Raw genomic sequence first — 26,999 nt, 5'->3', positions numbered from 1 at the left:
AAGCATGCAATGGATTTTCATGCTGGTCGGCCTGGTCATCGGCGCCGCCGCGGGTGAGTCGATCACCGGGGCGGTGTTGGGCGCGGCCTTCGGGCTGGCGTTGGGGCAGACCTTCGCGCTGCACAGCCTGGCGCGGGAGAATGCCAGCCTTCGCAATGAGCTGAAGGTCTTTGGCGAACGTTTCGACCAGGGAACCAAGGTCCTGTACGAGCGCCTGCTGCAGGCCGAGCGCCGTGCCGAGCAAGCGCCGCCAGCGAGCGTCGAATTCGTTGCGCCGCCTGCCCCGGCCGCGCCATCCCAGCCGGAACCGCAGCCCGAAGTCGTGCAGGACGTGTCCGAGACGTCCGCGCCGGAGCTGGACTGGAACATCGAGCTGACCGCCGCTGAGCAAACGCCGACCCCGGCTGCCGCTGCGCGCGTGGAGGCGCCTATCGAGTGGTCCGATCTGGCCCTCGAGCCCCTTGAGCCCATCGAAACGCCCGTGGCCCAGGCCGAAGCGCCACACGCCCGTGTCGAACCGCCTCAGCCGCGGGTCGCTCCCAGCGCGCCGCCGCTGCCGCCCCGGCCACCGGAGCCGTCGCTGTTCCAGCGCGCCTTCGGTGCCGCACGCGATTGGCTTTTCGGCGGCAACACCGTGCTGCGGGTCGGTGTGCTGCTGCTGTTCCTCGGTCTGGCCTTCCTGCTGCGCTATGCCACCGAAGGCATGACCATGCCGCCGCAGGGCCCGTATATCGGTACCGCCGCTGCCGCCCTGGCGCTGCTCGGCCTGGGCTGGTGGCTGCGTCATCGCCGCCCGGCCTATGCGCTGGTCCTGCAGGGCACCGGCATTGCGGTGCTGTACCTGACGGTATTCGCCAGCATCAAGCTGTATCCGGCGATGAACCACGGTGAGGTGCTGATCGACCCGCAGGCCGGCTTCGTCCTGCTGGTCGCGGTCACGCTGTTCTCGGCGATCCTCGCCATCCTCCAGGATGCACTGGGCCTGGCCGCCGCGGCGGCGCTGGGCGGTTTCGCCGCGCCGATCCTGGCCTCCACCGGCGGCGGCAGCCATGTCGCGCTGTTCAGCTACTTTGCCCTGCTCAATGCCGGCATCTTCGCCATCGCCTGGTTCAAGGCCTGGCGGATGCTCAACCTGATCGGCTTCTTCGGCACCTTCGGTATCGGCCTGGCCTGGGGGCTGCGTTCGTACAAGCCTGAGCTGTTCGCCACCACCGAGCCGTTCCTGGTCCTGTTCTTCCTCACCTACGTCGCCATCGGCCTGCTGTTCGCCCGCCGTCGCCTGCGCGAAGCGGCTGGCGCGCCGGAGGACGACTCCCGCGAGGCGCTGCTGCGCTGGTCGGCGCGGCAGACCGACTACGTCGACGGCACCGTGCTGTTCGGCACGCCGTTGGTAGGCTTCGGCCTGCAGTACGGGATTATCCAGCACCTGGAATTCGGCGCTGCTTTCAGCGCCCTGGCGCTGGGCCTGTTCTACATGGTGCTCGCCCGCCTGCTGGCCGGGCGCACCGCCGGCCGCGCGTTGCTGCTGGTGGAAACCTGCCTGGCGCTGGGCGTGGTATTCGGCACCCTGGCGATTCCGCTGGGCCTGGATGCGCGTTGGACTTCCGCCGCCTGGGCGGTGGAGGGTGCCGGTATCTTCTGGCTTGGGCTGCGCCAACAGCGGCCGTTGGCGCGGATTTTCGCGCTGTTGCTACAGGTTGGCGCGGCGCTGGCGTTCCTCGCGGAATTGCGCGCCGATCCGTTGTCGCTGACGTTGCTGGAAGGCGCACCGCTGGGCGCACTGATGCTCGGTATCGCGTTGCTGTTCAGCTTCTGGAACCTGCGCCGGGCCGATCCTCAGACGCTACGCCGCTGGGAGCCCAACGCCCGCCCGGTGCTGGCGGCCTTCGGCCTGGCTTTCCTCTACCTGATCGCGCCGCTGCTGATGGGCGCGGACGGCACTGCCATGGCCTGGGCGCTGGCCGGGCTGGGCACGTTGTTCGCCGGCCTGCGCCTGCGTTCGCGCACCTTCCTGGCCTGCGCCTTCGCCGTGCAACTGCTCGGCGGGGCGGTCTTCCTCCTGCACCTGCACGGTGCGGAAGAGGGGGGCGGCGTGCTCGGTTCCGGCTGGCGCGGACTGGTCACAGCCTCGTTCATCGGCCTGGCGCTGATCGCCGGGATGCTGATCGCCGCGCGGGATTCGCTGGTGCGCGATGACCGCCGGCTGATGCTTGGCTTGAGCGTCGTCCTGCTGCTGGGCCTGGCGTTCATCAACCTGGCCGTGTTGTTCGTGCTGCCGTGGCAAACGGCGGCGGCGGTGTGGTCGGGCAGCGGTCTGCTGATTCTCTGGCTCAGCCTGCAATTGCAGCAGCGTGCGGCGTTCGTCTTCGGCCTCGTGCTGCAGGTGATCGGCGCGGGGGCGTTTCTGTTCGGTGGCTCGGCATTGTTCGGCGACCTTCCCAGCGCAGGCCTCAAACCATTGGCGCACATGGGCTTCTGGACCCCGGCGGTGCTGGCGCTGGCCGCGCTGGTCGGCGCCTGGCGCCTGCACCGGGCCAGCGAGCGCGAGCGTAGCCTCGCGCTGGGCGGACTCGGGCTGGAGCAGTTGTCGCAGTTGCTGCTGGTCTGGGGTGCCGGCTGGTGGGCGCTGACCGCGCTGTGGGAGATTGCCCGCTTCGTGCCTAGCGACATGCGCGAGCACGTGGCGCTGCTGGTCGCCGCAATCAGCGTCGGCCTCTGGTCGTTGCTGGCGCACCGCGAGCAATGGCGCGCGCTGGCGCTGCTGTGCCTGGCACTGGTGCCGCTGTCGTTGGTGGCGCTGGTCAGCGTCTGGTACAGCGCCTATGACCCGGTGGCGGAGATGGGCTGGCTCGGCTGGCTGGCGGTGTTCGCGGTGCACTTCTTCGTGCTGCGCCGTCTCGATGCTCTGCTGCCGCGCCTTGCCGCGCGAGCCGCCCACGTGCTCGGCTGCTGGCTGGTCATCGGTGTGCTGGCGCTGGAGCTGCGCTACCTGTTCCTCGCCCTGGCCGAGCACTACAACGCCTGGCGCTGGCTGGGCTGGGCGCTGGTGCCGAGCCTGTTCCTGATCCTCATGGGCGGCGTGCGCCGCCTGCCGTGGCCGGTGGCGGCGTTCGAGCGCGAGTACCGCGCCATCGCCGCCGCGCCGGTAGCGTTGGCGCTGCTGGGTTGGTTCTGGTTGGTCAATCTGTTCAGCAATGGCGCGGCCGATCCGCTGCCGTACCTGCCGCTGCTCAACCCGCTGGAGTTGGGCATGCTGATCGTACTGGCGGCCATCTTCCAGTGGACGCGCCTGGGACTGCCGCAATTTGGTCTGAGCGAATCCAGCCTGCGCCTGCCGGTGCAGGCCGTGCTGGGCGTTTCGCTGTTCGCCTTGCTGACCATGGCCGTGTGCCGCACCGCCCATCACTGGGGCGGCGTGCCGTTCGAGTTCGACTCCCTGAGCCAGTCCATGCTGGTGCAGGCCGGGCTGTCCATCGTCTGGGCGCTGATCGCACTGGGCCTGATGATCGTCGGGCACCTGCGCGGCCGCCGTGATTTCTGGGTGGTCGGCGTGGTGTTGCTGGCCGTAGTGGTGATCAAACTGTTCCTCGTCGACCGCGCCAGCGGCGGCAGCCTGGAACGCATCATTTCCTTCATCGGCGTCGGCGTGCTGATGCTGATCGTCGGCTACTTCGCACCGCTGCCGCCGCGCCGGCCAGCGGCCGAAGAACCATTGCAACAGGAGCAACCTTCCGCATGAAGCCCAACGCCCTTGTCCTGCTTGCCGGTGCCTGGCTGCTGAGCGCCAACGCCAGCGCCGCGCTGGCGCCGACGGACTTCTCCAATCGGGTACCGCTGGAGGTGTCCGGCAACGGCCCGTGGTACCGCGTGCAGTTGCCCATCGACGTACTGTTCGCCGCGCGCCATGGTGACCTGCGCGATGTGCGTGTTTTCAACGCCGAGGGTGAAGCGCTTCCCTATAGCCTGCGCAGCAGCGCGGCCAGCGAGAAGGAAGTGCGTAGTGAGCTGCAGGCGCGCATCTTTCCGTTGCGCGGGGCGGCCGGCAGCGCCGCGGCAGACAACCTGAAGATCGTTCGCAGCACCACCGGCACCATCCTTGAGATTTCCCCGAGCGCTCCCGCCCAGGACAAGACTCAGGTGCTACGCGGCTGGCTGCTGGAAACCGGCGCAGGCGACCTGCCGCTGGATCGCCTGCAGCTGGATTGGACCGCTGACAGCGACGGCTTCCAGCGACTGCGCATCGAGGCCAGTGACGATCTGGAACACTGGCGCTCGCTGGGTGAAGGGCAGCTGGCGCGGTTGGACTTCAACGGCCAGCGCATCGAGCAGAACGACATCGCGCTGCCCGGCGAGACGGCGCGCTACCTGCGCCTGTGGTGGGAGTCGCCCGAGCAGGCTGCGCAACTGGTGGGTGCCACGCTCAGTGGCAGTCGCAGCAGCACCGGTCCGGTGCCGATGCTGTGGTCCGAGCCGCTGGCGGCCAAGGCGGACAACAATGGCGACTTCACCTGGAGCCTGCCGCTGGCGTTGCCGGTGGAGCGCGTGCGCATCCCCCTGGTGCAGGACAACACTCTGGCGCCGGTGGTGATTTCCGGCCGCCACGACGGCAACGTGCAGTGGACGCCGCTGGCGCGTGGCGTGCTGTACCGGCTGCCCGGGCAGGGCGGCGAGATCACCCAGGAGGAACTGGAGCTGCCGGGCACCACGCTTGGCCAGTTGCGTCTGCAGGTGGATTCGCGCGGTGGCGGCCTGGGTGGCTCGACCGCCCACCTGAGCGTTGGCGTGCGCGCGACCGAGCTGGTGTTCCTGGCGCGCGGAGGAGCGCCCTATGAGCTGGCGGTGGGAAGTGCGTCGGCGACCGATGCGGGGCTGCCGCTCAGCACACTGGTGCCGGGTTATGAGCCCAAGCGCCTGGCGGCAATGGGCGACGCGCGCCTGAAGGGCACCTTGCAGGCACCAGCGCCGCAAGCGGCGGTGAGCGTGGCCAAGTCTGATACGCAGTGGAAACGCTATGGCCTGTGGGCCTTGCTGCTGGCCGGCGTCGGTCTGCTGGCGCTGATGGCGCTGAGCCTGCTCAAAGGCAATCGCCAAGCGAGCTGAATCGACGCTGATCGCCGCAAGATAGGGGTGCCGACTGTAGGAATTCTGTTACTGTCTTGTTGTTCTGATTGCCCGAATAACAACAAAGCATGGAGTAGCAGAATGATCAGACAGGCGCTCACCCCGCTGGCGGCCGCGTGCATCTTGGCCATTGCCTCGCAGGCCTCCGCAGCCCCCTCGCCGTATTCCACCATGGTCGTGTTCGGCGACAGCCTGAGCGATTCCGGCCAGTTCGCCGACGCCGGCGGTCCCGCTGGTTCCGGCACTCGCTTCACCAACCGAGTCGGCCCGACCTACGTCAGTGGCAATGGCGAAGCATTCGGCCCCACCGCCCCGATGATCCTGGGTGGCAAGCTGGGCATCAATGCCGCCGACCTGAATCCTTCGACTTCGCTGGTGCCCGGTGCCGTGGACGGTAATGACTGGGCAGTGGGTGGCTACCGCACGGACCAGATCTACGATTCGATCACCGCGCCGGGGGGCTCGGTGGTGACCTCCGGTTCCACCAGCCGGACCCGCGACGGCTATCTGGTGAACAACCGCGCCGACCCGAACGCGCTGTACTACCTCACCGGCGGCGGCAACGACTTCCTCCAGCTACGCATCACCAACGACCCCACCGCGCGTGCCGCGGCTGGCCGCCTGGTCGACAGCGTGGATGCACTGCACAATGCCGGCGCACGTTACATCATGGTCTGGCTGCTGCCCGACCTCGGCCAGACTCCGGCCACCAATGGGTCCGGGCTTCAGGCCATAGGCACTCAGCTTTCCGGCATCTTCAACCAGGAGCTGGTGACCCAGTTGGCCGCCTCCAACGCCAACGTGATTCCGCTGAACATCCCGGCGATGTTCAAGGAAGTGCTCGCCGATCCGGGCTCCTTTGGTTTGGCCACCGACCAGAACCTGGTGAATACCTGTTTCAGTACCTGCGCACCCGGTTCGACCAACCCGGTCTACGGCATCGGCGGAAGCAATCCTGATCCGACCAAGCTGCTGTTCAACGACGGCGTGCACCCGACCATCGCCGGCCAGATGCTGATCGCCGACTATGCCTACTCGGTGCTCTCCGCGCCGTGGGAAGCGACCATGCTGCCGGAGATGGCGCTGGGCACCTACAACGCCTACCAGGACCAGCTGCGCAGCCAGTGGCTGGCGGACTGGGAAAACTGGCAGGGCGTGAACCAGTGGCGCGGCTTCGTCACCGGCGGCGCGCAGCACCTGGACTATGACGACCAGGACAGCGCGGCAGACGGCTCCGGCTACGGCGCGAACCTGACCCTGGGCACCAGCTATCGTCTCGACGAGGCCTGGCGCGTGGGCGGGTCGCTGGGCTTCTACCGGCAGAAACTGGAGCTGGGCGCGGACGACTCCGACTACAAGCTCAACAGTTACCTGGGCAGCCTGTTCGTGCAGTTCCAGCAGAACCGCTGGTGGGCGGATGCTTCCGTGACCGGCGGCAAGCTCGACTTCGATGACGCCAACCGCAAGTTCTCCATCATCAACCACGAGGTCGAGGAGAAGGCCGACACCGACGGCAGCCTGCTGGCCTTCAGCGGTCGCCTGGGCTACGACATCGCCCAGGGCGGCGAGAACTGGCACCTGTCGCCCTTCGTCAGCGCCGACTGGGCGCGGGTGAAAGTGGACGGCTACGAAGAGGGCAGCGGTCGTTCCACCGCGCTGGCCTATGACGAGCAGAACCGCTACTCCCGCCGCCTCGGCGCCGGCCTGCAGGGCAAGCTGGACCTGTCGCAGGATACTCAACTGTTCGGTGAGATCGCCGTGGAGCGTGAGTATGCCGACGACACCCAGAACGTCGGGATGAACTTCACCAGCCTGCCGGACGTCGGCTTCAGCCTGCAGGGCTACACCCCGCAGAGCCACCTGCAGCGCGCCACCATCGGCTTCGCCCAGAAGCTGACCCCGGAGCTGTCGCTGCGCGGCGGCTACAGCGCGCACCGCAGCAGCGATGACCTGGCCCAGGGCGTGAACCTGGCACTGAGCCTGGACTTCTGATCGGCATGGAGTGATGGGCAAGGTCTGGTGCCAGGCGTTGCCCTCACCCCAACCCTCTCCCAGAGGGAGAGGGGGCTGATCGGAGCGCCTGGCGATAACGTGCGCAGCTTCGCTTCGACCGCTGTGGAGGAAGGGTCCCAAGCCGTGCTTTCGCTCCGGAGGGCGCCCTCTGCCTTGGGAGGAGGGCTGATCGGAGCGCCTGGCGATCACGTGCGCAGCTTCGCTTCGATCGCTGTGAAGGAAATGTCTCAAACCGTGCTTTTGCTCCGGACGGCGCCTTCTGCCTTGGGGGGAGGGCTGATCGGAGTTTCTGGTGATCACCTACGCAGCTTCGCTCCGACCGCTGTGAAGGAAGGCTCCCAAGCCAGGCTTTCGCTCCGGATGGCTCCCTCTCCCATGGGGAGAGGGCTGGGGTGAGGGGGTTGCTCTCGCTCCAGAGCCCGGCCGGTCCGCTCGTAATACCCCGCTGTTACCCCGCCTGATCTGCTCGCCGCTACACTGCCGGTCCGTTTCGCGAGGACCCGCCATGACCTTCACCACCGAGCTGCAACCCGGCGTCTGCGCCGAGCCTGAAGCCGTCACCCAGGACTACGTGTTCAACCACACCATGCTGCGGGTGAAGAACCCGGAGCCGTCTCTGGACTTCTACACCCGTGTGCTGGGCATGCGCCTGCTGCGCCGACTGGATTTCGAGGAAGGGCGTTTCTCGTTGTACTTCCTGGCGCACACCAAGGGCCGCGACGTGCCGGCCGACACCGGCGCGCGCCAGCGCTACACCTTCGGTCGAGAGTCGGTGCTGGAACTGACCCACAACTGGGGCACCGAGTCCGACGACAGCCAGTACCACAACGGCAACAGCGAGCCGCGCGGTTTTGGCCATATCTGCTTCAGCGTGCCGGATATCCACGCCGCCTGCGCCCGTTTCGAGGCGCTCGGGGTGCCGTTCGTCAAGCCGCTCACGCGCGGCATGAAGAACGTTGCCTTCATCGCCGACCCCGATGGCTACTGGGTGGAAATCGTCCAGGCCGATCTCAACGGCGAGCTGGGACGCGGCTGAAGGTCGCGGCGCCGGGCGCGGGTGGGGAACTGCCCACAGCCGGCGGGCTCCAAGCATTCGGCGAGGCTTCGTGCAAGGAGGCGTCGCCAGCGTTTCCACGCTAGAATGCGCCCTGATTTTTTCCATCTTCTCCCCTGGAGCCTTCCATGTCCCGCGTTACCCTGAGCCGCTACCTGATCGAGCAGACCCGCAGTCACAACACCCCGGCCGACCTGCGTCACCTCGTGGAAGTGGTGGCCCGCGCGTGCAAGGAAATCAGCCACGCCGTGTCCAAGGGCGCGCTGGGTGGCGTGCTGGGCAGCATGGAAACCGAGAACGTCCAGGGCGAGGTGCAGAAGAAGCTCGACGTCCTCTCCAACGAAATCCTCCTGGAAGCCAACGAGTGGGCCGGCAACCTGGCCGGCATGGCCTCCGAGGAAATGGACCATCCCTACCAGATTCCGGGCAAATACCCGAAGGGCGCGTACCTGCTGGTCTTCGACCCGCTGGACGGTTCCTCCAACATCGACGTCAACGTCTCGGTCGGCACCATCTTCTCCGTGCTGCGTTGCCCGCATGAGTACCTGAGCCAGAACGACAGCCTGCGTGAAGAGGCGTTCCTGCAGAAGGGCACCACCCAGGTTGCCGCCGGCTATGCCATCTATGGCCCGCAGACCATGCTGATCCTGACCCTGGGCAACGGTGTGAAAGGCTTCACCCTGGACCGCGAGCTGGGCAGCTTCGTGATGACCCACGACGACATCAAGGTTCCCACCAGCACCGCCGAATTCGCCATCAACATGTCCAACCAGCGCCACTGGGAAGCCCCCGTGAAGCGCTACGTCGACGAGCTGCTGGCCGGCAAGGAAGGCCCGCTGGGCAAGAACTACAACATGCGCTGGATCGCCTCCATGGTGGCCGACGTACACCGCATCCTGACCCGCGGCGGCGTGTTCATGTACCCGCGTGATTCCCGCGAGGCGGAGAAGCCCGGCAAGCTGCGCCTGATGTACGAAGCCAACCCGATGTCCTTCATCATCGAGCAGGCCGGCGGCGCCGCCACCAACGGCCGCCAGCGCATCCTCGACATCCAGCCCGACAGCCTGCACCAGCGCGTAGCGGTGTTCCTTGGCTCGAAGGAAGAAGTCGAGCGCGCTACTGCCTACCACCAGGAAGGCTGATGGCTACCGCGCCCTGGCAATCGCTGCTGGACTGGTGGTTCGGCACTGCGCTGGACGCCAACGAGGTGGCCGAGCAGCGCAACGCGCTGTGGTTCGGCAAGAGCGCCTGCCAGGACGTGGACTCGGAAAACCGTTTCGGCGGCCTGGTGCGCCAGGCCCTGGACGGTGGTCTGCAGGAGTGGGAGCGCGAGCCGCAGAGCTGGCTGGCGCTGATCCTGCTGCTGGACCAGCTGCCGCGCATGATCTTCCGCGACACCCCGCGCGCCTATGCCGGCGATGCCCGCGCCCAGCAATTGGTGCTCCAGGGTCTGGCAGCCGGCTTTGATCGCCAGTTGCCGCGCATCGAGCGGGTGTTCGTCTACATCGTGCTGGAACACGCCGAGGACCTGGCCAGCCAGGACGAGGCGGTGCGCCTGTACGAAGCATTGCAGAGCGAATCCAGCGACAGCGAGAAAGTGCTGTTCGCCGGTTACCTCGCCTACGCCCGCAAGCATCAGGTGGTAGTCGCTCGCTTCGGCCGCTTCCCGCACCGCAACCTCATCCTGGGCCGCGATTCCACGACCGAAGAAGCGCAGTTCCTCACGGAACCCGGCTCGCGTTTCTGACTCCAACCCGGCGGCCTTCCTGGCTGCCCTGTGCCAAGCTGTTGGCTGGGCCCCTCAAACAATGGAGTTGTCGATGTCCTTCCGCCGCCTCGCGCTCGTCGCGTTCTGTGTCGTCCTGGCCGCTTGCAGCAAAGTGAACCAGGAGAACTATTCCAAGATCAAAACCGGCATGACCAAGGCCGATGTGGAAAGCCTGCTCGGCAAACCCACCGAATGCTCCGGCGCGCTGGGCGTTTCCAGTTGCACCTGGGGCGATGAGAAAGCCTTCATCAGCATCCAGTACGCCGGCGACAAAGTGCTGCTGTTCTCCGCCCAGGGCCTGAAGTAATCGCCCGGGCAGGGCAGGCAGCCAAGGAGAAGCGAATGCGTCGATCCATCTGGCTGGCCTGCCTGGCCGCACCTTTTGCCATATTGTTGGGCGGTTGCGCGGGCTCGGCCCAACAACCGCCGCAAACCGTGCAGGTCGACCTCAAGCGCTACGGGGGCACCTGGTACGAGCTGGCGCGCAAGCCGATGTTCTTCCAGCGCCACTGCGCGCAGTCCGAAGCCCACTACCAGTTGCAGGCTGATTCGAGCATCGCGGTGACCAATCGCTGCCTGACCGCCGACGGTGAATGGGACCAGGCCACCGGCCGCGCCGAAGCCCAGGTGCCGGGCCGCACCGACAAGCTCTGGGTGCGCTTCGACAATACCTTCTCGAAGATTTTCCCCGGTCTCGCCAAGGGTGATTACTGGGTGCTTTACGTCGACGACGACTACCAGACTGCGTTGGTGGGCAATCCCAACCGTGAGTACCTCTGGCTGTTGTCGCGCAAGCCGGTGGTGCCGGATGCCACTCGCGACAAGCTGCTGGAACTGGCCCATGCGCGGGGTTACCAGACGGATGATCTGATCTGGCGGGCGGGGAACGCCTCCAGCACGCCGTAACGAAAAAACGCCCCGAGGGGCGTTTTTTCTTGCGCGACATTTCCCGTAGGAGCGGACCTTGTCCGCGATGCTCTCCTTCTTTCGCGGACAAGGTCCGCTCCTGCAAGGGCGATTACTCTCCTCAGTCGAGGAGTTCGCGCAGCACGCCAGCGAATTCGCAGGCGCTCTGTTCCTCCAGGGCGTGCCTGCCTTCGCGCACCCGCCATTGCCCGGCGACCATCACATCGCGCACCTGGCGGTCGCCACCGGCGAACAGCCAGCGGTTCAGGATCGCGTCACCGCGGGCGGTCTGCAGGTAAGGGTCGCCGCCATTGAGCACCAGCAGGTCGGCGCGCTTGCCAACCGCGAGTTCACCTGTAGGTTGGCCAAGGGCCTGGGCGCCGCCCGCGAGGGCAGCATCGAACAGGGTGCGGCCGACCATAGGTTGATCTTGCCCGTACAGGCGATTGCGGCGCTGGTCGCGCAGACGCTGGCCGTATTCCAGCCAGCGCAGTTCCTCGACCACGCTCAGTGACACATGGCTGTCCGAACCGATGCCGAAGCGGCCGTGTTGGGCGAGGTAATCCACCGCCGGGAAGATGCCGTCGCCCAGGTTCGCCTCGGTGGTCAGGCAGAGCCCGGCCACCGCGCCGCTACGGGCCATGGCGGTCACTTCGTCGGCCTCGGCATGGGTGGCGTGGACCAGGCACCAGCGCTCGTCCACTGCGACGTTCTCGTACAGCCACTGCAGCGGACGACGGCCGCTCCAGGCCAGGCAGTCGTCGACTTCCTTCTGCTGCTCGGCGATGTGGATGTGCACCGGGCAGCCGGTGGAATCAGCGCCCAGCACCTCGGCGATCTGCTGCGGCGTTACCGCGCGCAGGGAGTGGAAGCACAGCCCGAGGTCCTGCTGCGGCTGGCCTGCGAGGTGCGTACGCAGCCCAGCGATCAGCTTCAGGTAGCTTTCGGTACTGTTGATGAAGCGGCGCTGGCCTTCGTTCGGCGCCTGGCCGCCAAAGCCTGCGTGGGAGTAAAGAACCGGCAGCAGCGTCACGCCGATACCGGCATCCGTCGCTGCCTGGCTGACGCGCAGGGCCAGTTCAGCCGGGTTGGCGTAGGGCTGGCCGTCGACGTCGTGGTGCACGTAGTGGAATTCGGCGACGCCGGTGTAACCGGCCTTGAGCATCTCGATGTACAGCTGGCGTGCGATGACGCCGACCTGCTCGGGTGAGAGCCGGCCGACCAGGCGGTACATCAGATCGCGCCAGGTCCAGAAGCTGTCGTTGGGGTTGCCGGCGACTTCCGCCAGGCCCGCCATGGCGCGCTGGAAGGCGTGGGAGTGCAGGTTCGGCATGCCCGCCAGAACCGGCCCGGCGATGCGCTCGGCGCCTTCTGCGCTGGCGTCCGGGGTGATCGCGGTGAACAGGCCCGCGGCATCGATCTCGAAGCGGACATTGCGTGCCCAGCCGGAGGGCAGCAGGGCGGTTTCAGCGAACAGGACGGACATGCAGGGCCCTCGCAGGGTTCTTGTTAAGTAAGCGGGGAATTTGTATATACATATACAGACGTTTGCCGGGACCGTAAACTGCAAGGCAACCCGGCGGTCGTCAGAGGACTTGTATGCACGGGTCGAATCCGGTACATGCCGGAGTCAGACCGCAGTCGCTACGTACCGTCGCCACGACAAGGAGTTTCCCGTGCCCGCATCGCCCACGCCTACCTCGCCCGCCGAGGGTTCGTCGCTCGCCGCGCAGATGGGGGAAATTCCCGCGCCGCTGTACGCACGCGTCAAGCAGATGATCATCCAGCAGATCCAGTCCGGAACCTGGCCACCGCACCACCGCGTGCCGTCCGAGGCGGAGCTGGTCGCCGAGCTGAGCGTCAGCCGCATGACCATCAACCGCGCGTTGCGCGAGCTGACCGCCGACGGCCTGCTGGTGCGCATGCAGGGCGTCGGTACCTTCGTCGCCGAGCCCAAGGGCCAGTCCGCGCTGTTCCAGGTGCAGAACATTGCCGAGGAAATCACCGCTCGCGGGCACAAGCATCACCTCGTGGTGATCAGCCTTGTCGAAGAGCTGGCCAGTGCCGAGCGCGCTCTGGCGCTGGACGTGCGCGAAGGTCAGCGCATCTTCCATTCCATCATCGTGCATTACGAGAACGACATTCCGGTGCAGATCGAGGACCGCTACGTCAACGCGGCCGTGGCGCCGGACTACCTCAAGCAGGATTTCACCGGGCAGACGCCGTTCGCCTACCTGACCCAGGTCGCACCGCTGAGCGAGGGCGAGCACGTGGTCGAGGCGGTGTTGCCCAGCCCCGAGGAATGCAAGCTGCTGTCCGTCGACCGCCATGAGCCGTGCCTGCTGATCCGCCGGCGCACCTGGTCGGGACGCAATACCGTCACCAGCGCACGCCTGCTCTATCCGGGTTCGCGCTACCGCCTGGAAGGACGATTCAGTTCATGAGTGAAGTGCGAATTCTGCGCGCCGCCGACTACCCGGCGATGCCCTGGAAGAACGGCGCGGGCACGACCCGCGAGATCGTCCGCGATGCCGGCGATGGCCTGGAAGGTTTCGGCTGGCGCGTTTCCATCGCCGATGTCGGCGCGCCGGGGCCGTTCTCCGCATTCAGCGGCTACCAGCGCGTCATCAGCGTGCTGGAAGGCGAGGGTATGCGCCTGACGGTGGACGGCAGCGATTCCCGCGATCTGCGCCCGCTCGATGCCTTCGCTTTCGATGGCGCCAGCGCAGTGGAGTGCACCTTGCTGGGCGGCGCGATCCGCGACTTCAATCTGATCTATTCGCCGGCTCGTTACCGCGCTCGGCTGCAATGGCTGAAGCTGGATGGCGCGGCGCATTTCTTCAGCAGCGCCTCCACGGTATTGCTGTTCAGTGCGGGCGAGGGGGTTCACGTCAGCCTGCAAGGCAAGGCCAGCGGAGTGCTGGGACTGCATGACACGCTGATTGCCGAAGGCGACGGCGCGCTGCAGGAGTGGCGGCTGACAGTGGCGGGCAAGGCGGATATCTGCGTGATCGAACTCGATCCACGCTGAATAGAAAGGGCGCCTGCAGGGCGCCCTTGTTGTATCCGGCGGGACGGCGCCTGTCGGCGCTTTCGCGGATAAGATCCGCTCCTACCCATGGGCATGGTGTCGCTTTTTTGTAGGAGCGGACCTTGTCCGCGAATGGCGTAGAACGCCATCACCGTGGCGGGCAAGGCGGATATCTGCGTGATCGAACTCGATCCACGCTGAATAGAAAGGGCGCCTGCAGGGCGCCCTTGTTGTATCCGGCGGGACGGCGCCTGTCGGCGCTTTCGCGGATAAGATCCGCTCCTACCCATGGGCATGGTGTCGCTTTTTTGTAGGAGCGGACCTTGTCCGCGAATGACGTAGAACGCCATCACCGTGGCGGGCAAGGCGGATATCTGCGTGATCGAACTCGGTCCACGCTGAATAGAAAAGGGCGCCTGCAGGGCGCCCTTGTTGTATCCGGCGGGACGGCGCCTGTCGGCGCTTTCGCGGATAAGATCCGCTCCTACCAATGGACATGGTGTCGCTTTTTTGTAGGAGCGGACCTTGTCCGCGAATGGCGTAGAACGCCATCACCGCCCGATCATTCGTACAACCGCGAATAGCCAATCCACCGGCTCATCACTCCACCCTCCACCCACGCTCGCGCGGCGGCGATGTCCGGGGCGAAGTAGCGGTCCTGCACGTAGTGCGGCACTTCGCTGCGAATCAGCGTGCGCACTTCCTGCAGCTGCGGCGAGCTCTGCAGCGGCGCGTGGAAGTCCACGCCTTGCGCAGCGGCGAGCAGTTCGATGGCCACCACGCCAGCGCTGTTGGCGGCCATGTCCTGCAGGCGGCGAGCGGCGAAGGTGGCCATGGACACGTGGTCTTCCTGGTTGGCCGAGGTCGGCAGGCTGTCCACCGAGGCCGGGTGGGCCCAGGTCTTGTTCTCCGAGGCCAGGGCCGCCGACGTGACCTGGGCGATCATGAAGCCGGAGTTCAGCCCGCCTTCCTTGACCAGGAAGGCCGGCAGGCCGGACATCGCCGGGTCCACCAGTTGGGCGATGCGCCGCTCGGACAGCGCGCCGATCTCCGAAATCGCCAGCGCCAGTACATCCGATGCCATGGCCACCGGTTCTGCATGGAAGTTACCGCCTGACAGCACATCGCCGTCAGCGCTGAATACCAGCGGGTTGTCGGAAACCGCATTGGCCTCGCGCAGGAAAACGCCAGCAGCGAAGCGCAGGTGATCCAGGCATGCGCCCATCACCTGGGGCTGGCAGCGCAGGGAGTAGGGGTCCTGCACACGCTTGCAGTCGATGTGCGAGTGGTTGATCGGGCTGTCATGCAGCAACTCGCGGTACAGCGCGGCGACCGCGATCTGCCCCGGCTGGCCGCGCACTTCCTGGATGCGCGCATCGAACGGCACGAACGAGCCTTTCAGCGCCTCCACGGAAAGGCTGCCAGCGACCACTGCGGAGATGAACAGCCGCTCTGCCGCGAACAGTCCGCGCAGGGCCAGCGCTGTGGATACCTGCGTACCGTTGATCAGCGCCAGGCCTTCCTTCGGCCCCAGCACCAGGGGTTCGGCGCCGGCGATGGCGAGGCCTTCGGTGGCGTCGAGGATGCGCCCTTCATGGCGCACCTGGCCGACGCCCAGCAGGGTCGCGGACATGTGCGCCAGCGGCGCCAGATCGCCGGAGGCACCCACCGAACCCTGCGACGGAATGCACGGGTAGACGCGCGCCTTATAGAGCTTGAGCAGCGTCTCGATCACCGCCGGGCCGACGCCGGAGAAGCCACGCGCCAGGGAGCCGATCTTCAGCGCCATGATCAGCGCCACGCTGGCGTCGTCCAGCAGTGCGCCGGTGCCGGTGCAGTGGGAGAGGATCAGGTTGCGCTGCAGGGTGGCGAGTTGCTCCTCGGGAATCGAGGTGCGCGCCAACAGGCCGAAACCGGTGTTGATGCCGTAGACGGTACGCTGGTCGGCGATGATCTGGCTGACCGTTTGTGCACTGCGCAGGATGGCCTTGCGGCATTCGTCCGCGAGTTGCAGGTCGGGTTGGGACTGGTAGATGGCGCGCAATTGGCCGAGGTCGAACTGGCCGGGCGTCAGGAGCAGTGTTTCGGGCATGTCGGCATCCTGGATTCGGTGAAGTGTTACCGTGGATCGTTCCTGTATATACAGGTATAGCAATCGCTGTGCCATGGCGGGCCAGCGCCCGCTCCATGGTGGTTCACTCCGCTGTGCGGCGGTTCAGGGTTGAGTGAATGTCACCGCCGGTGGCATTTCCAGTCCGATGGTCGTGGGCAAAGCGCGGTTCGGCGGCTAAACCCTAAGGACACCAACGTGCCCGGAGACCGCCCCATGTCCGCCCCCCGTTGCCTGATCGCGCTGCTGCTGGCCTTCGGGCTCTGCGCCCAAACCCTCGCCGCCGGCTGCCCCTATCCCAAACCCGTGGTGTTCGCCGGGCTGAACTGGGAGAGCGGCATGTTCACCACCGAGGTACTGCGCTTCATCCTGGAGAAGGGCTACGGCTGTCAGACCGACGCCGTGCCGGGTAACACCGTGACCATGGAGAACGCGCTTAAGCAGAACGACATCCAGGTCACCGGCGAACAGTGGGCCGGGCGCAGCACCGTGTGGCAGCAGGCGGAGCAGGCCGGCCAGGTGTTCTCCGTAGGCGAGACGGTGAAGGGCGCCAGCGAAGGCTGGTGGGTGCCGGACTACGTGGTGCACGGCGATGCCAAGCGCGGGATCAAGGCCTCGGCGCCGGACCTGAAGTCAGTGAGCGACCTGCCCAACTACAAGGCCCTGTTCAAGGACGACGAGGAGCCCGGCAAGGGCCGCTTCTACAACTGCCCCACTGGCTGGACCTGCGAGATCGTCAACACGCAGAAACTCAAGGCCTATGGGCTGGACGGCAGCTATGTGAACTTCCGCACTGGCGCCGGCCCCGCCCTGGACGCGGCGATCACGTCGGCCATCGCCCAGGGCAAGCCGGTGCTCTTCTATTACTGGGCGCCGACGCCGCTGCTGGGACGCTTCAAGCTGGTGCAACTGGAGGAGCCGCCGTTCGACGAGGTGGCCTGGAAGACCCTGACCGACCCGAACAACCCCAATCCCAAGGGTTCGCGCTCGCTGCCGGCGAAGATCAGCATCGGCGTGTCGCGCGACTTCCACGACAAGGCGCCGCAACTGGTGCAGGTGTTCGAGAAGGTCGAGCTGCCGCTGCCGATGTTCAACGCACTGCTGGCGGACATGGCGCAGCATCATCGGGACGTGGCGGATGTGCGGGCGAAGTTCTTCCGCGAGCACCGGGAGTTGTGGTCGAAGTGGGTGACGGCGGAGGCGGCGGGGAGGATTGATGCGGCGTTGAAGTGAGCGTGTGCCAGATGGCTGGTAATTGAGCGGGGCGCGCAGCCAGGGCGGGGGAGAGGGTGTTGCAGGCTGTTCCCGTAGCCTGATGCTGGCAGATTTTCTTTCGCACTCATGCTTGTCTATACAACCTGTGTCCCTTCGTAGCGAGCGGTGTTACCGAACGCAACGAAACAGTGCAGCGAAGCCTTCTTCTGGTGCGGTTGTCTGAAAGGTGGCCGTTTCTGTCAGTCGACCAAGTTGAGCGTCCTTCAAGTTTTAATTCTTAAAAATCAATTAGTTAAATTTATTCAAAGGTGTGCTGATCGCCCCGTCAGTCAAGGTTGGCCTTTGCTTTGCTTATACTTGTACATACAAGCATAGACATGATGGATTCGAGCCTTTCGGAACCGTCGAACGAACCGCCAAAGCCCTCACCGGCTTACCGATCCGAGCAAGCGAAGGAGCCTTCCGTGACTAAATTCCGCGACGTCGAAATCCGTGCCCCGCGCGGCACCCAACTGAACGCCAAGAGCTGGCTGACCGAAGCGCCGCTGCGCATGTTGATGAACAACCTCGACCCGGAAGTCGCCGAGAACCCCAAGGAGCTGGTGGTGTACGGCGGCATCGGCCGCGCCGCGCGTAACTGGGAGTGCTACGACAAGATCGTCGAGACCCTGAAAGAGCTGAATGAAGACGAGACCCTGCTGGTGCAGTCCGGCAAGCCGGTCGGCGTCTTCAAGACCCACACCAACGCCCCGCGCGTGCTGATCGCCAACTCCAACCTGGTGCCGCACTGGGCCAACTGGGAGCACTTCAACGAGCTGGATGCCAAGGGCCTGGCCATGTATGGCCAGATGACCGCCGGCTCGTGGATCTACATCGGCAGTCAGGGCATCGTCCAGGGCACCTACGAAACCTTCGTCGAAGCCGGCCGCCAGCACTATGACGGCAACCTGAAAGGCAAGTGGGTGCTCACCGCCGGCCTCGGCGGCATGGGCGGCGCCCAGCCGCTGGCCGCGACCCTGGCCGGTGCCTGCTCGCTGAACATCGAATGCCAGCAGAGCCGCATCGACTTCCGCCTCGCCAGCCGCTACGTCGACGAGCAGGCCAAGGACCTCGATGACGCCCTGGCGCGCCTCGCCCAGTACACCGCCGAAGGCAAGGCCATCTCCATCGCCCTGCTGGGCAATGCCGCGGAGATCCTCCCGGAACTGATCAAGCGCGGCGTGCGCCCGGACATGGTCACCGACCAGACCTCCGCCCACGACCCGCTCAACGGCTACCTGCCGGCCGGCTGGACCTGGGAGCAGTACCGCGACCGCGCACAGACCGACCCGGCCGCCGTGGTCAAAGCCGCCAAGCAGTCCATGGCCGTGCACGTCAACGCCATGCTGGAGTTCCAGAAGCAGGGCGTGCCGACCTTCGACTACGGCAACAACATCCGCCAGATGGCCAAGGAAGAGGGCGTCGCCAACGCCTTCGACTTCCCCGGCTTCGTCCCGGCCTACATCCGCCCGCTGTTCTGCCGTGGCGTCGGCCCGTTCCGCTGGGCCGCACTGTCCGGCGACGCCGAGGACATCTACAAGACCGACGCCAAGGTCAAGGAACTGATCGCCGACGACGCCCACCTGCACAACTGGCTGGACATGGCGCGCGAGCGCATCAGCTTCCAGGGCCTGCCGGCGCGCATCTGCTGGGTCGGCCTGGGCCAGCGCGCCAAGCTCGGCCTGGCGTTCAACGAAATGGTCCGCAGCGGCGAGCTGAAGGCGCCGATCGTGATCGGCCGTGACCACCTCGACTCCGGCTCGGTATCCAGCCCGAACCGTGAAACCGAAGCCATGCGCGACGGCTCCGACGCCGTGTCCGACTGGCCGCTGCTCAACGCCCTGCTGAACACCGCCAGCGGCGCCACCTGGGTCTCGCTGCACCACGGCGGCGGCGTGGGCATGGGCTTCTCCCAGCATTCGGGGATGGTGATCGTCTGCGACGGCACCGACGAAGCCGCCGAGCGTATCGCCCGCGTGCTGACCAACGACCCAGGCACCGGCGTGATGCGCCATGCCGATGCGGGTTACCAGATCGCGATTGATTGCGCCAAGGAGCAGGGCCTGAACCTGCCGATGATCACCGGCAAATAATCGGATAGCAGCGTGTAGGGCGCATAACCTGGAACAGGTTATCCGCCGTTGTATCGGCGGATAACGCTGGCGCGTTATGCGCCCTACGTAGTTGCAGCGCGGTAGCAGAGACCAGGACCAGGGAGAGGGCCGCCGCACGGCGTGGTGCGACGGCCCGGTCCGTCAAGCAGCAGTACATCGACAGACAAGAATTCCCTTCGGGAGAACAATAACGATGTCCCAGGCCAGTGATAGCTCCAAACCCCTGATCGAGGTGCGCTCGATCAACTACATTCCCGAGGCCGAGCGCCACGGCAAGCTCTACAGCCAGTTCACCCTGTGGCTGGGTGCCAACCTGCAGATCACCGCCATCGTCACCGGCGCACTGGCCGTGGTGTTGGGAGGCGATGTGTTCTGGTCGCTGATCGGCCTGCTCATCGGCCAACTGCTGGGCGGTGGCGTGATGGCGCTGCACGCAGCCCAAGGGCCGAAGCTCGGCCTGCCGCAGATGATTTCCAGCCGCGTACAGTTCGGCGTCTACGGCGCGGCCATCCCGATCGTGCTGGTGTGCCTGATGTACCTGGGCTTCACCGCTACCGGCACGGTGCTTTCCGGCCAGGCGCTGGGCCAGCTGTTCGGCGTCAGCGACAGCGTCGGCATCCTGATCTTCGCCAGCGTCATCGTGCTGGTCACCGTGCTCGGATACCGGGTGATCCACGTCATCGGCCGTATTGCCAGCGTCATCGGAGTGATCGCCTTCGTCTACCTGTTCAGCCGCCTGATGAGCCAGACCGACGTCGGCGCGCTGCTGGAGATCCGTCACTTCAGCTGGAGCAGCTTCCTGCTCGCGGTGTCGCTGGCTGCATCCTGGCAGATCGCCTTCGGCCCCTACGTCGCCGACTACTCGCGCTACCTGCCAAGCAAGACGTCCTCGGTGAAAACCTTCCTCGCCGTGGGCGCCGGCTCGGTGATCGGCGCCCAGGTGGCGATGATCTTCGGCGTGTTCGCCGCGGCCGGTGCCAACGGGCAGTTCGCCGGCCATGAAGTGGCCTACATCGTCGGTCTGAGTGGCAGTGGCGCCGTCGCCGCGCTGCTGTACTTCACCATCGCCTTCGGCAAGATCACCATCTCGACGCTGAACTCCTACGGCAGCTTCATGTGCATCGCCACCGTGATCAGTGGCTTTCGTGGCCATCTGGAAGTGACGCGCCTGCAACGGCTGGTATTCGTGCTGGTCATCGTCGGCGCCGCGACCCTGATCGCGCTGCTCGGCCAGCATTCGTTCCTCGGTGCGTTCAAGTCCTTCATCCTCTTCCTGCTGGCCTTCTTCACGCCGTGGAGCGCGGTCAACCTGGTGGATTACTACTGCATCACCCGCGAGCACTACGACGTGCCGGCGCTGGCCGATCCCGATGGCCGCTACGGTCGCTGGAACATTCCGGGCATCAGCGTCTATGTGATCGGTGTCCTGGTGCAATTGCCGTTCATTTCCTCCAAGTTCTACACCGGCCCGCTGGTGGACGCCCTGGGCGGCGTGGATATCTCCTGGATCATCGGCCTCGTGGTTCCGGCCGTTCTCTATTACCTGGTCGCCCGGCGCGTTACGCGGGCAGTACCGGACCGGCTGATCCTGCCGGCCCGCGCCTGAACAGACCGGCCCGGCCGCGCAGCCACAAGCAGGCGCGGCCCTTGCACTGCCCAACCTCATTCACGTTTAGGAGCATCAGATGAACAACACCAAGAAGACGCTGCTGGGCCTGTTCCTGTCCGCCGGTCTGCTGGGCGGCACCATGGCATCGGCCCAGGCCGCCGGCTGGTGCGAGAGTGGCAAGCCGGTGAAATTCGCCGGGCTGAACTGGGAGAGCGGCATGCTGCTCACCGACCTCATGCAGATCATCCTGAAGAATGGCTACGGCTGCGAAACCGACAGCCTGCCGGGCAACTCCATCACCATGGAGCAGGCGCTGGCGAACAACGACATCCAGATTTTCAGCGAGGAATGGATCGGCCGCAGCGACGCCTGGAACAAGGCCGCCGCCGCGAACAAGGTGGTCGGCGTGGGCGCGCCCATCGTCGGCGCCACCGAAGGCTGGTACGTGCCGCGCTTCGTGATCGAGGGCGACAAGGCGCGCAACATCGAAGCCAAGGCGCCGAACCTGAAGGCCGTGACCGACCTGGCGCAGTACGCCGAGGTGTTCCGCGACCCGGAAGAGCCGGGCAAGGGCCGTTTCTACAACTGCCCGGCCGGCTGGACCTGCGAGCTGGAAAACTCCGAGATGCTGAAGAAGTACGGCCTCGAGGACAAATACACCAACTTCCGTCCCGGCACCGGCCCGGCCCTGGATGCCGCCGTGCTGTCGAGCTACAAGCGCAAGGAGCCTATTCTCTTCTACTACTGGTCGCCGACGCCGCTGATGGGCCAGGCCGACCTGGTGAAGCTGGATGAGCCGGGCGTGAACAAGGACGTGAAGATCCAGGTCGGCCTGTCCAAGGCCTTCCATGACCAGGCGCCGGAACTGGTGGCCGTGCTGGAAAAGGTCAACCTGCCCATCGACCTGCTGAACCAGAACCTGGCGAAGATGGCCAAGGAGAAACTGACCTCCGAACAGCTGGCCAAGGCCTTCCTCAAGGAACACCCGGAAGTGTGGACCACCTGGGTCAGCGAGGACGCTGCGAAGAAGGTCCAGGCCGCGCTCTGAGCGCCTGCGCCCTGATCGTCGCGAGCGACGGCCAGGCAAGGCGAAAGATGGCGAGGACGCGGAGTTTACACGCAGTAAATGAGCAGTCCGAGCCGGCTTTCAACGCCACCTGGCCGAGCGCAGCAGATCAGGGATAGGTGCTCGAGCCGCCGAACCCGGAAGGAGCCCGCTCCTTTCGGTGATGCCCACTCCTGACGAGTACGAGCCATGTTTCCCGAACGCTTCACCTTCTCCATCGCCGACTGGGTCAACGGTTGGGTCGATGCCCTGGTCACAAACTACGGCGACGTGTTCCGCCACATCTCCGACACCCTGCTGTGGGCCATCGTCAACCTGGAGAGCGTGCTGCGCGCGACGCCCTGGTGGCTGATGCTGGCCATCGTCGCCGGCATCGCCTGGCACGCCACGCGGCGCATCCTGCCGACCGTGGTGATCGTCGGGCTGCTGTTCCTGGTGGGTGCCGTGGGCCTGTGGGACAAGCTGATGCAGACCCTCGCGCTGATGATGGTCGCGACCATCATCTCGGTGCTGATCGGCATTCCGCTGGGCATCCTCGCCGCGCGCAGCGACCGCTTCCGGGCGATCCTGCTGCCGCTGCTGGACATCATGCAGACCATGCCCAGCTTCGTGTACCTGATCCCGGTGCTGATGCTGTTCGGCCTGGGCAAGGTGCCGGCGATCTTCGCCACCGTGATCTACGCCGCGCCGCCGCTGATCCGCCTGACTGACCTGGGGATTCGCCAGGTCGACCGCGAGGTGATGGAAGCCATCACCGCCTTCGGCGCCAACCGCCGCCAGCAACTGTTCGGCGTGCAGCTGCCGCTGGCGCTGCCGAGCATCATGGCCGGCATCAACCAGACCACCATGATGGCCCTGTCGATGGTGGTCATCGCCTCGATGATCGGCGCTCGTGGCCTGGGCGAGGACGTGCTGGTCGGCATCCAGACCCTCAACGTCGGCAAGGGTCTGGAGGCGGGTCTCGCCATCGTCATCCTCGCCGTGGTCATCGACCGCATCACCCAGGCTTACGGCCGCTCGCGCCACCATGAGGCCAGCAAATGAGCAAGATCCAGGTCAAGAACGTCTACAAGATCTTCGGCGCCAAGGCCGACGCTGCCCTGGCGATGATCCGCCAGGGCAAGAGCAAGGCCGAGGTGCTGGCCGCCACCGACTGCGTGGTCGGGGTGAACGACCTCTCGCTGTCCATCGAGGCCGGAGAAATCTTCGTCATCATGGGCCTGTCCGGTTCCGGCAAGTCGACCCTGGTGCGCCACTTCAACCGCCTGATCGACCCCACCAGCGGGCAGATCCTGGTGGATGGCGAGGACGTGCTCGGCTACGACGCGGCCGCGCTGGAAAACTTTCGTCGGCGCAAGATCAGCATGGTGTTCCAGAGCTTCGGCCTGCTGCCGCACAAGAGCGTGCTCGACAACGTCGCCTACGGCCTGAAGATCCGTGGCGAGAGCAAGGCGCTCTGCCAGGAACGCGCGCTGCACTGGATCAACACCGTGGGCCTGAAGGGTTACGAGAAGTCCTACCCGCACCAGCTCTCCGGCGGCATGCGCCAGCGTGTCGGCCTGGCCCGTGCCCTGGCGGCGGACACCGACATCATCCTCATGGACGAAGCCTTCAGCGCCCTCGACCCGCTGATCCGCGCGGACATGCAGGACCAGTTGCTGGAACTGCAGAAGACCCTGCACAAAACCATCGTCTTCATCACCCACGACCTCGACGAAGCGGTGCGTATCGGCAACCGCATCGCCATCCTCAAGGACGGCCAGCTGATCCAGGTCGGCGCGCCGACCGACATCCTGCACAAGCCCGCCGACGAGTACGTCGACCGCTTCGTCCAGCGCCGCGTCGCTGCGCTGTAAGGAGCCGCCTAAGATCGCATTACACGTGGGCCGCCCTCTCCCTAACCCTGGCTGCGCGCCCCGCTCCGAAGGGAGAGGGGACTGTCTGGCGCAGGATGAAACCAGAGCGTCAGCCGGCACGGGCAGCTCCCTCTCCCTTCGGAGCGGGGCGCGCAGCCAGGGCTGGGGAGAGGGGTCTTGTAGGCTTCATTGCCGTTCCGACCGTGGAAAGATGCTTCCACGGCTTTCACAGAAGGAGTTCTTCATGTCGTCCACCATCACTTTCGGCAACGGCCCACTGCGCTGGCAGGACCTGGTCGCGGTGGCGCGCCACGGCGCGCGCCTGCAACTGTCGCCGGCCGCCTGGGCGCGCATCGACAACGCCCACGGCATCGTCGAGCGCATCGTCAGCCGGGGTGAACGGGCCTACGGCATCAGCACCGGCCTGGGCGCGCTGTGCAACGTGGTCCTGCAGGGCGAGCAACTGGCGCAGCTGTCGCGCAACACGCTGCTCAGCCATGCCTGCGGTGTGGGGGAGCCGCTGAAGGACGAACAGACCCGCGCGATCATCGCTGCCGCCATCGCCAACTACAGCCACGGCAAATCCGGCCTGCACCGTCGCGTGGTGGAAGCGCTGGTCGCGCTGCTCAACCACGGCATCACTCCGCATGTGCCGTCGCAAGGTTCGGTCGGCTACCTGACCCACATGGCCCACGTCGGCGTGGCGCTGCTGGGCATCGGTGAGGTGAGCTATCGCGGTGAGATCGTTCCCGCTGCCCGCGCGCTGGCCGCCGAAGGCCTGGAGCCAGTGCAGCTGGGCGCCAAGGATGGGCTCTGCCTGGTCAACGGCACGCCGTGCATGACCGGCCTGAGCTGTCTCGCCCTGGATGACGCGACCCGCCTGACGCAATGGGCCGACGTGATCGGCGCCATGAGCTTCGAGGCCCTGCGCGGACAGATCGACGCCTTCGACGCCGAGATCATCGCGCTCAAGCCGCACCCGGGCATGCAGAAGGTCGGTGCCAACCTGCGCGCGCTGCTCGAAGGCAGCGAAGTCATCGCCAGCAGCAAGGGTATCCGTACCCAGGACGCGCTGAGCATCCGCTCCATGCCGCAGATCCACGGCGCTTGCCGCGATCAGCTGGAACACGCGGCGAAGCAGATCGAGACCGAACTGAATTCCGCCACCGACAACCCGCTGGTGCTGGGTACGCCGGACGACTACCGCGTGGTGTCCCAGGCCAACCCCCACGGCGAATCCGTGGCCATGGCCGCCGACCTGCTGGCCATTGCCGTGGCAGAGCTGGGCGGCGTGGCCGAGCGTCGCCTGGATCGCCTGATCAACCCGCTGGTCAGCGGCCTGCCGGCCTTCCTGGTGAGCCAGCCGGGCGTCAACTCGGGGATGATGATCGTGCAGTACGTCGCCGCCTCCCTGGCCGGCGAGAACCGTCAGCTGGCGCAACCGGCGGTGGTGGACAACTTCGTCACCTCCGGCCTGCAGGAAGACCACCTGAGCCTGGGTACCAGTGCCGCGCTCAAGCTCGGCCGCGCCATCGACAACACCCGGCGCATCTTCGCCATTGAATACCTGCTGGCCGCCCAGGCCTTCGAATTCCTCAAGCCGCAGCGATTCGGCGCCGGCACCGACTGTGCCTGGAGCCTGCTGCGCGAGCAGGTGCCGGCCTACGATAGCGACCGCTGGCTGGCGCCGGACATCGACCGCGCCACCGCGCTGCTGGCCGACCCGGCGGCGCTGGACGGCGTCGGTGCGAGCATCGGGAGACTGCAATGAAACACCTCTGGCACCACTGCCACGCGGCGACGATGAAGGATGGCCGCTACGCGATCATCGAGGACGCCGCAATCATCACCGAGGGCGAGCGCATCGCCTGGATCGGCCCGCGCGCCGAACTGCCTGAGCGCCCTGTGCAGAGCACCGATCTGGGCGGCGCCTGGGTCACGCCCGGCTTCATCGATTGCCACACGCACCTGGTGTTCGGCGGCGACCGTAGCGGCGAGTTCGAGCAGCGCCTGAACGGCGTCAGCTACGCCGAGATCGCGGCGGCTGGCGGCGGCATCGCCAGCACCGTGCGCGCCACCCGCGAGGCCAGCGAGGAGGAACTGCTGGCCAGCGCCATCAAGCGCGCCCGCCCGTTGTTGGCCGACGGCGTGACCGTGCTGGAAGTGAAGTCCGGCTACGGCCTGGACCTGGACAGCGAACGCCGCATGCTCCGTGTGGCCCGCCGCCTGGGGCAGGAGCTGCCGGTGACGGTACGCACCACTTGCCTGTCCGCCCACGCCCTGCCGCCGGAATACGCCGGGCGCGCCGACGAGTACATCGATCAGGTCTGCACCCACATTCTCCCGGCGCTGGCCGAAGAAGGGCTGGTGGACGCGGTGGACGCGTTCTGCGAACACTTGGCGTTCTCCCCGGCGCAGGTCGAGCGGGTGTTCCAGGCCGCCCAGCACCTGGGGCTTCCGGTGAAGCTGCACGCCGAGCAGTTGTCCTCGCTGCATGGCTCCAGCCTGGCGGCGCGTTACGGCGCGCTGTCCGCCGACCATCTCGAATTCATGGACGAAAGCGATGCCATCGCCATGGCCGAGGCCGGCACCGTGGCCGTGCTGCTGCCGGGCGCCTTCTTCGTCCTGCGCGAAACCCAGTTGCCGCCGATGGACGCCCTGCGCAAGCACGGCGTGAACATCGCCATCGCCAGCGACCTCAACCCCGGCACTTCGCCCGCGCTGTCCCTGCGCCTGATGCTGAACATGGCCTGCACCGCCTTCCGCCTGACCCCGGAAGAAGCGCTGGCCGGCGTCACCCTCAACGCTGCGCGAGCGCTGGGCATGGCCGACAGCCACGGCAGCCTGGAAGCGGGCAAGATCGCCGACTTCATCGCCTGGGACATCCAGCGCCCCGCCGAACTGGCCTATTGGCTCGGCGGCGACCTGCCCAAGCGTGTCATTCGTCATGGCGAAGAATTGTGAACTGCGACATTGCTCTTGTAGGAACGAGGGGGACGCCCAGTCCTTGCTCGCGAATAGCCTCCCTGTGAAAGCAAGAGCCCCTCACCCTAACCCTCTCCCGCAAGCGGGAGAGGGGACCGTTCGGTGCAGGATG

The 26,999-nt window shown here is 66.1% G+C and carries 20 protein-coding genes; 18 read left to right on the top strand and 2 right to left on the bottom strand.

Translation table 11 applies throughout. From position 1 onward, the window contains the following. Positions 1 to 4 precede the first annotated feature (4 nt). The 8 genes from JVX91_RS02835 to JVX91_RS02800 all read left to right on the top strand — a co-directional run bounded on the left by JVX91_RS02835 (position 5) and on the right by JVX91_RS02800 (position 10,862). Positions 5 to 3,739 (top strand): DUF2339 domain-containing protein, encoded by a 3,735-nt coding sequence (locus tag JVX91_RS02835; RefSeq protein WP_205337935.1) that lies wholly within the window; start codon positions 5 to 7, stop codon positions 3,737 to 3,739. Then, the gene (locus JVX91_RS02830) at positions 3,736 to 5,100 is read left to right on the top strand and encodes a DUF3999 domain-containing protein (protein ID WP_205337934.1); all 1,365 of its coding nucleotides are present in this window, start codon (positions 3,736 to 3,738) and stop codon (positions 5,098 to 5,100) included. Before JVX91_RS02835 ends, JVX91_RS02830 begins: the two co-directional genes overlap by 4 nt. Positions 5,101 to 5,202: 102 nt before the next feature. Further along, entirely contained in the window at positions 5,203 to 7,113 is a 1,911-nt protein-coding gene (gene estP / locus JVX91_RS02825; RefSeq protein WP_205337933.1) for an esterase EstP, read from the top strand. A gap of 526 nt (positions 7,114 to 7,639) precedes the next feature. Further along, positions 7,640 to 8,170 (top strand): lactoylglutathione lyase, encoded by a 531-nt coding sequence (gloA, locus tag JVX91_RS02820; RefSeq protein ID WP_205337932.1) that lies wholly within the window; start codon positions 7,640 to 7,642, stop codon positions 8,168 to 8,170. Positions 8,171 to 8,316: 146 nt separating this feature from the next. After that, positions 8,317 to 9,330, top strand: a complete 1,014-nt coding sequence (locus JVX91_RS02815; protein ID WP_205337931.1) for a class 1 fructose-bisphosphatase — start codon at positions 8,317 to 8,319, stop codon at positions 9,328 to 9,330. Continuing rightward, positions 9,330 to 9,935 (top strand): DUF924 family protein, encoded by a 606-nt coding sequence (locus tag JVX91_RS02810; RefSeq protein WP_205337930.1) that lies wholly within the window; start codon positions 9,330 to 9,332, stop codon positions 9,933 to 9,935. The genes JVX91_RS02815 and JVX91_RS02810 overlap by 1 nt, the downstream gene beginning before the upstream one ends. Positions 9,936 to 10,008: 73 nt before the next feature. Continuing rightward, a complete protein-coding gene (bamE, locus tag JVX91_RS02805; protein ID WP_205337929.1) occupies positions 10,009 to 10,263 on the top strand; it encodes an outer membrane protein assembly factor BamE in 255 nt (84 codons plus the stop codon). Between the two features lie 35 nt (positions 10,264 to 10,298). Continuing rightward, positions 10,299 to 10,862 carry a lipocalin family protein gene (locus tag JVX91_RS02800; protein WP_205337928.1) on the top strand — a complete coding sequence of 188 codons (564 nt, stop codon included), beginning with the start codon at positions 10,299 to 10,301 and terminating at the stop codon, positions 10,860 to 10,862. A 121-nt stretch (positions 10,863 to 10,983) separates the two neighbouring features. Here the strand turns inward: JVX91_RS02800 and JVX91_RS02795 are convergent, their stop codons facing one another. Then, the gene (locus JVX91_RS02795) at positions 10,984 to 12,348 is read right to left on the bottom strand and encodes a formimidoylglutamate deiminase (RefSeq protein ID WP_205337927.1); all 1,365 of its coding nucleotides are present in this window, start codon (positions 12,346 to 12,348) and stop codon (positions 10,984 to 10,986) included. A gap of 247 nt (positions 12,349 to 12,595) precedes the next feature. Here JVX91_RS02795 and hutC point away from each other — a divergent pair, with 247 nt between their 5' ends. Further along, a complete protein-coding gene (hutC, locus tag JVX91_RS02790) occupies positions 12,596 to 13,306 on the top strand; it encodes a histidine utilization repressor (protein ID WP_205339914.1) in 711 nt (236 codons plus the stop codon). Beyond that, entirely contained in the window at positions 13,303 to 13,893 is a 591-nt protein-coding gene (locus JVX91_RS02785) for a HutD family protein (protein WP_205337926.1), read from the top strand. The genes hutC and JVX91_RS02785 overlap by 4 nt, the downstream gene beginning before the upstream one ends. 562 nt (positions 13,894 to 14,455) lie before the next feature. Here the strand turns inward: JVX91_RS02785 and hutH (JVX91_RS02780) are convergent. Further along, on the bottom strand, positions 14,456 to 15,985 hold the full coding sequence (gene hutH / locus JVX91_RS02780; protein WP_205337925.1) for a histidine ammonia-lyase: 1,530 nt from the start codon (positions 15,983 to 15,985) through the stop codon (positions 14,456 to 14,458). 234 nt (positions 15,986 to 16,219) lie between these two features. Here hutH (JVX91_RS02780) and JVX91_RS02775 point away from each other — a divergent pair, with 234 nt between their 5' ends. The 8 genes from JVX91_RS02775 (at position 16,220) to hutI (ending at position 26,866) form a co-directional block, all read left to right on the top strand. Further along, positions 16,220 to 17,236 (top strand): ABC transporter substrate-binding protein, encoded by a 1,017-nt coding sequence (locus tag JVX91_RS02775; RefSeq protein ID WP_205337924.1) that lies wholly within the window; start codon positions 16,220 to 16,222, stop codon positions 17,234 to 17,236. A gap of 446 nt (positions 17,237 to 17,682) precedes the next feature. After that, positions 17,683 to 19,350, top strand: a complete 1,668-nt coding sequence (gene hutU / locus JVX91_RS02770) for a urocanate hydratase (RefSeq protein ID WP_205337923.1) — start codon at positions 17,683 to 17,685, stop codon at positions 19,348 to 19,350. A gap of 214 nt (positions 19,351 to 19,564) precedes the next feature. Next, on the top strand, positions 19,565 to 20,977 hold the full coding sequence (locus tag JVX91_RS02765; RefSeq protein WP_205337922.1) for a cytosine permease: 1,413 nt from the start codon (positions 19,565 to 19,567) through the stop codon (positions 20,975 to 20,977). A 79-nt stretch (positions 20,978 to 21,056) separates the two neighbouring features. Then, positions 21,057 to 22,028: an ABC transporter substrate-binding protein gene (locus tag JVX91_RS02760; protein ID WP_205337921.1), complete on the top strand. Its 972-nt coding sequence runs from the start codon at positions 21,057 to 21,059 to the stop codon at positions 22,026 to 22,028. Positions 22,029 to 22,235: 207 nt separating this feature from the next. Then, positions 22,236 to 23,090, top strand: coding sequence for a proline/glycine betaine ABC transporter permease (locus JVX91_RS02755; protein ID WP_038803328.1), 855 nt, complete (start codon positions 22,236 to 22,238; stop codon positions 23,088 to 23,090). Further along, complete coding sequence (locus JVX91_RS02750) at positions 23,087 to 23,902, top strand: glycine betaine/L-proline ABC transporter ATP-binding protein (protein ID WP_205337920.1); 816 nt, start codon at positions 23,087 to 23,089, stop codon at positions 23,900 to 23,902. The genes JVX91_RS02755 and JVX91_RS02750 overlap by 4 nt, the downstream gene beginning before the upstream one ends. A gap of 244 nt (positions 23,903 to 24,146) precedes the next feature. Further along, positions 24,147 to 25,673, top strand: a complete 1,527-nt coding sequence (hutH, locus tag JVX91_RS02745) for a histidine ammonia-lyase (protein ID WP_205337919.1) — start codon at positions 24,147 to 24,149, stop codon at positions 25,671 to 25,673. Beyond that, positions 25,670 to 26,866, top strand: a complete 1,197-nt coding sequence (gene hutI, locus JVX91_RS02740) for an imidazolonepropionase (protein WP_205337918.1) — start codon at positions 25,670 to 25,672, stop codon at positions 26,864 to 26,866. Before hutH (JVX91_RS02745) ends, hutI begins: the two co-directional genes overlap by 4 nt. Positions 26,867 to 26,999: the final 133 nt, after the last annotated feature.

This window comes from Pseudomonas sp. PDNC002 (assembly GCF_016919445.1).
GTDB lineage: Bacteria > Pseudomonadota > Gammaproteobacteria > Pseudomonadales > Pseudomonadaceae > Pseudomonas.
The sequence above is the reverse complement of the archived record's forward strand: the minus strand, read 5'-3'. Positions and strand labels throughout refer to the sequence as shown.

What these genes read in the sequence shown, in the direction of transcription:
- hutH (WP_205337919.1), top strand. Translation starts at nt 24,147, where the DNA reads ATGTCGTCCACCATCACTTTCGGCAACGGCCCACTGCGCTGGCAGGAC.
- JVX91_RS02810 (WP_205337930.1), top strand. Translation starts at nt 9,330, where the DNA reads ATGGCTACCGCGCCCTGGCAATCGCTGCTGGACTGGTGGTTCGGCACT.
- bamE (WP_205337929.1), top strand. Translation starts at nt 10,009, where the DNA reads ATGTCCTTCCGCCGCCTCGCGCTCGTCGCGTTCTGTGTCGTCCTGGCC.
- gloA (WP_205337932.1), top strand. Translation starts at nt 7,640, where the DNA reads ATGACCTTCACCACCGAGCTGCAACCCGGCGTCTGCGCCGAGCCTGAA.
- JVX91_RS02760 (WP_205337921.1), top strand. Translation starts at nt 21,057, where the DNA reads ATGAACAACACCAAGAAGACGCTGCTGGGCCTGTTCCTGTCCGCCGGT.
- JVX91_RS02785 (WP_205337926.1), top strand. Translation starts at nt 13,303, where the DNA reads ATGAGTGAAGTGCGAATTCTGCGCGCCGCCGACTACCCGGCGATGCCC.
- hutC (WP_205339914.1), top strand. Translation starts at nt 12,596, where the DNA reads ATGGGGGAAATTCCCGCGCCGCTGTACGCACGCGTCAAGCAGATGATC.
- JVX91_RS02830 (WP_205337934.1), top strand. Translation starts at nt 3,736, where the DNA reads ATGAAGCCCAACGCCCTTGTCCTGCTTGCCGGTGCCTGGCTGCTGAGC.
- hutI (WP_205337918.1), top strand. Translation starts at nt 25,670, where the DNA reads ATGAAACACCTCTGGCACCACTGCCACGCGGCGACGATGAAGGATGGC.
- JVX91_RS02795 (WP_205337927.1), bottom strand. Translation starts at nt 12,348, where the DNA reads ATGTCCGTCCTGTTCGCTGAAACCGCCCTGCTGCCCTCCGGCTGGGCA.
- JVX91_RS02815 (WP_205337931.1), top strand. Translation starts at nt 8,317, where the DNA reads ATGTCCCGCGTTACCCTGAGCCGCTACCTGATCGAGCAGACCCGCAGT.
- JVX91_RS02800 (WP_205337928.1), top strand. Translation starts at nt 10,299, where the DNA reads ATGCGTCGATCCATCTGGCTGGCCTGCCTGGCCGCACCTTTTGCCATA.
- JVX91_RS02755 (WP_038803328.1), top strand. Translation starts at nt 22,236, where the DNA reads ATGTTTCCCGAACGCTTCACCTTCTCCATCGCCGACTGGGTCAACGGT.
- hutH (WP_205337925.1), bottom strand. Translation starts at nt 15,985, where the DNA reads ATGCCCGAAACACTGCTCCTGACGCCCGGCCAGTTCGACCTCGGCCAA.
- JVX91_RS02835 (WP_205337935.1), top strand. Translation starts at nt 5, where the DNA reads ATGCAATGGATTTTCATGCTGGTCGGCCTGGTCATCGGCGCCGCCGCG.
- JVX91_RS02750 (WP_205337920.1), top strand. Translation starts at nt 23,087, where the DNA reads ATGAGCAAGATCCAGGTCAAGAACGTCTACAAGATCTTCGGCGCCAAG.
- JVX91_RS02765 (WP_205337922.1), top strand. Translation starts at nt 19,565, where the DNA reads ATGTCCCAGGCCAGTGATAGCTCCAAACCCCTGATCGAGGTGCGCTCG.
- JVX91_RS02775 (WP_205337924.1), top strand. Translation starts at nt 16,220, where the DNA reads ATGTCCGCCCCCCGTTGCCTGATCGCGCTGCTGCTGGCCTTCGGGCTC.
- estP (WP_205337933.1), top strand. Translation starts at nt 5,203, where the DNA reads ATGATCAGACAGGCGCTCACCCCGCTGGCGGCCGCGTGCATCTTGGCC.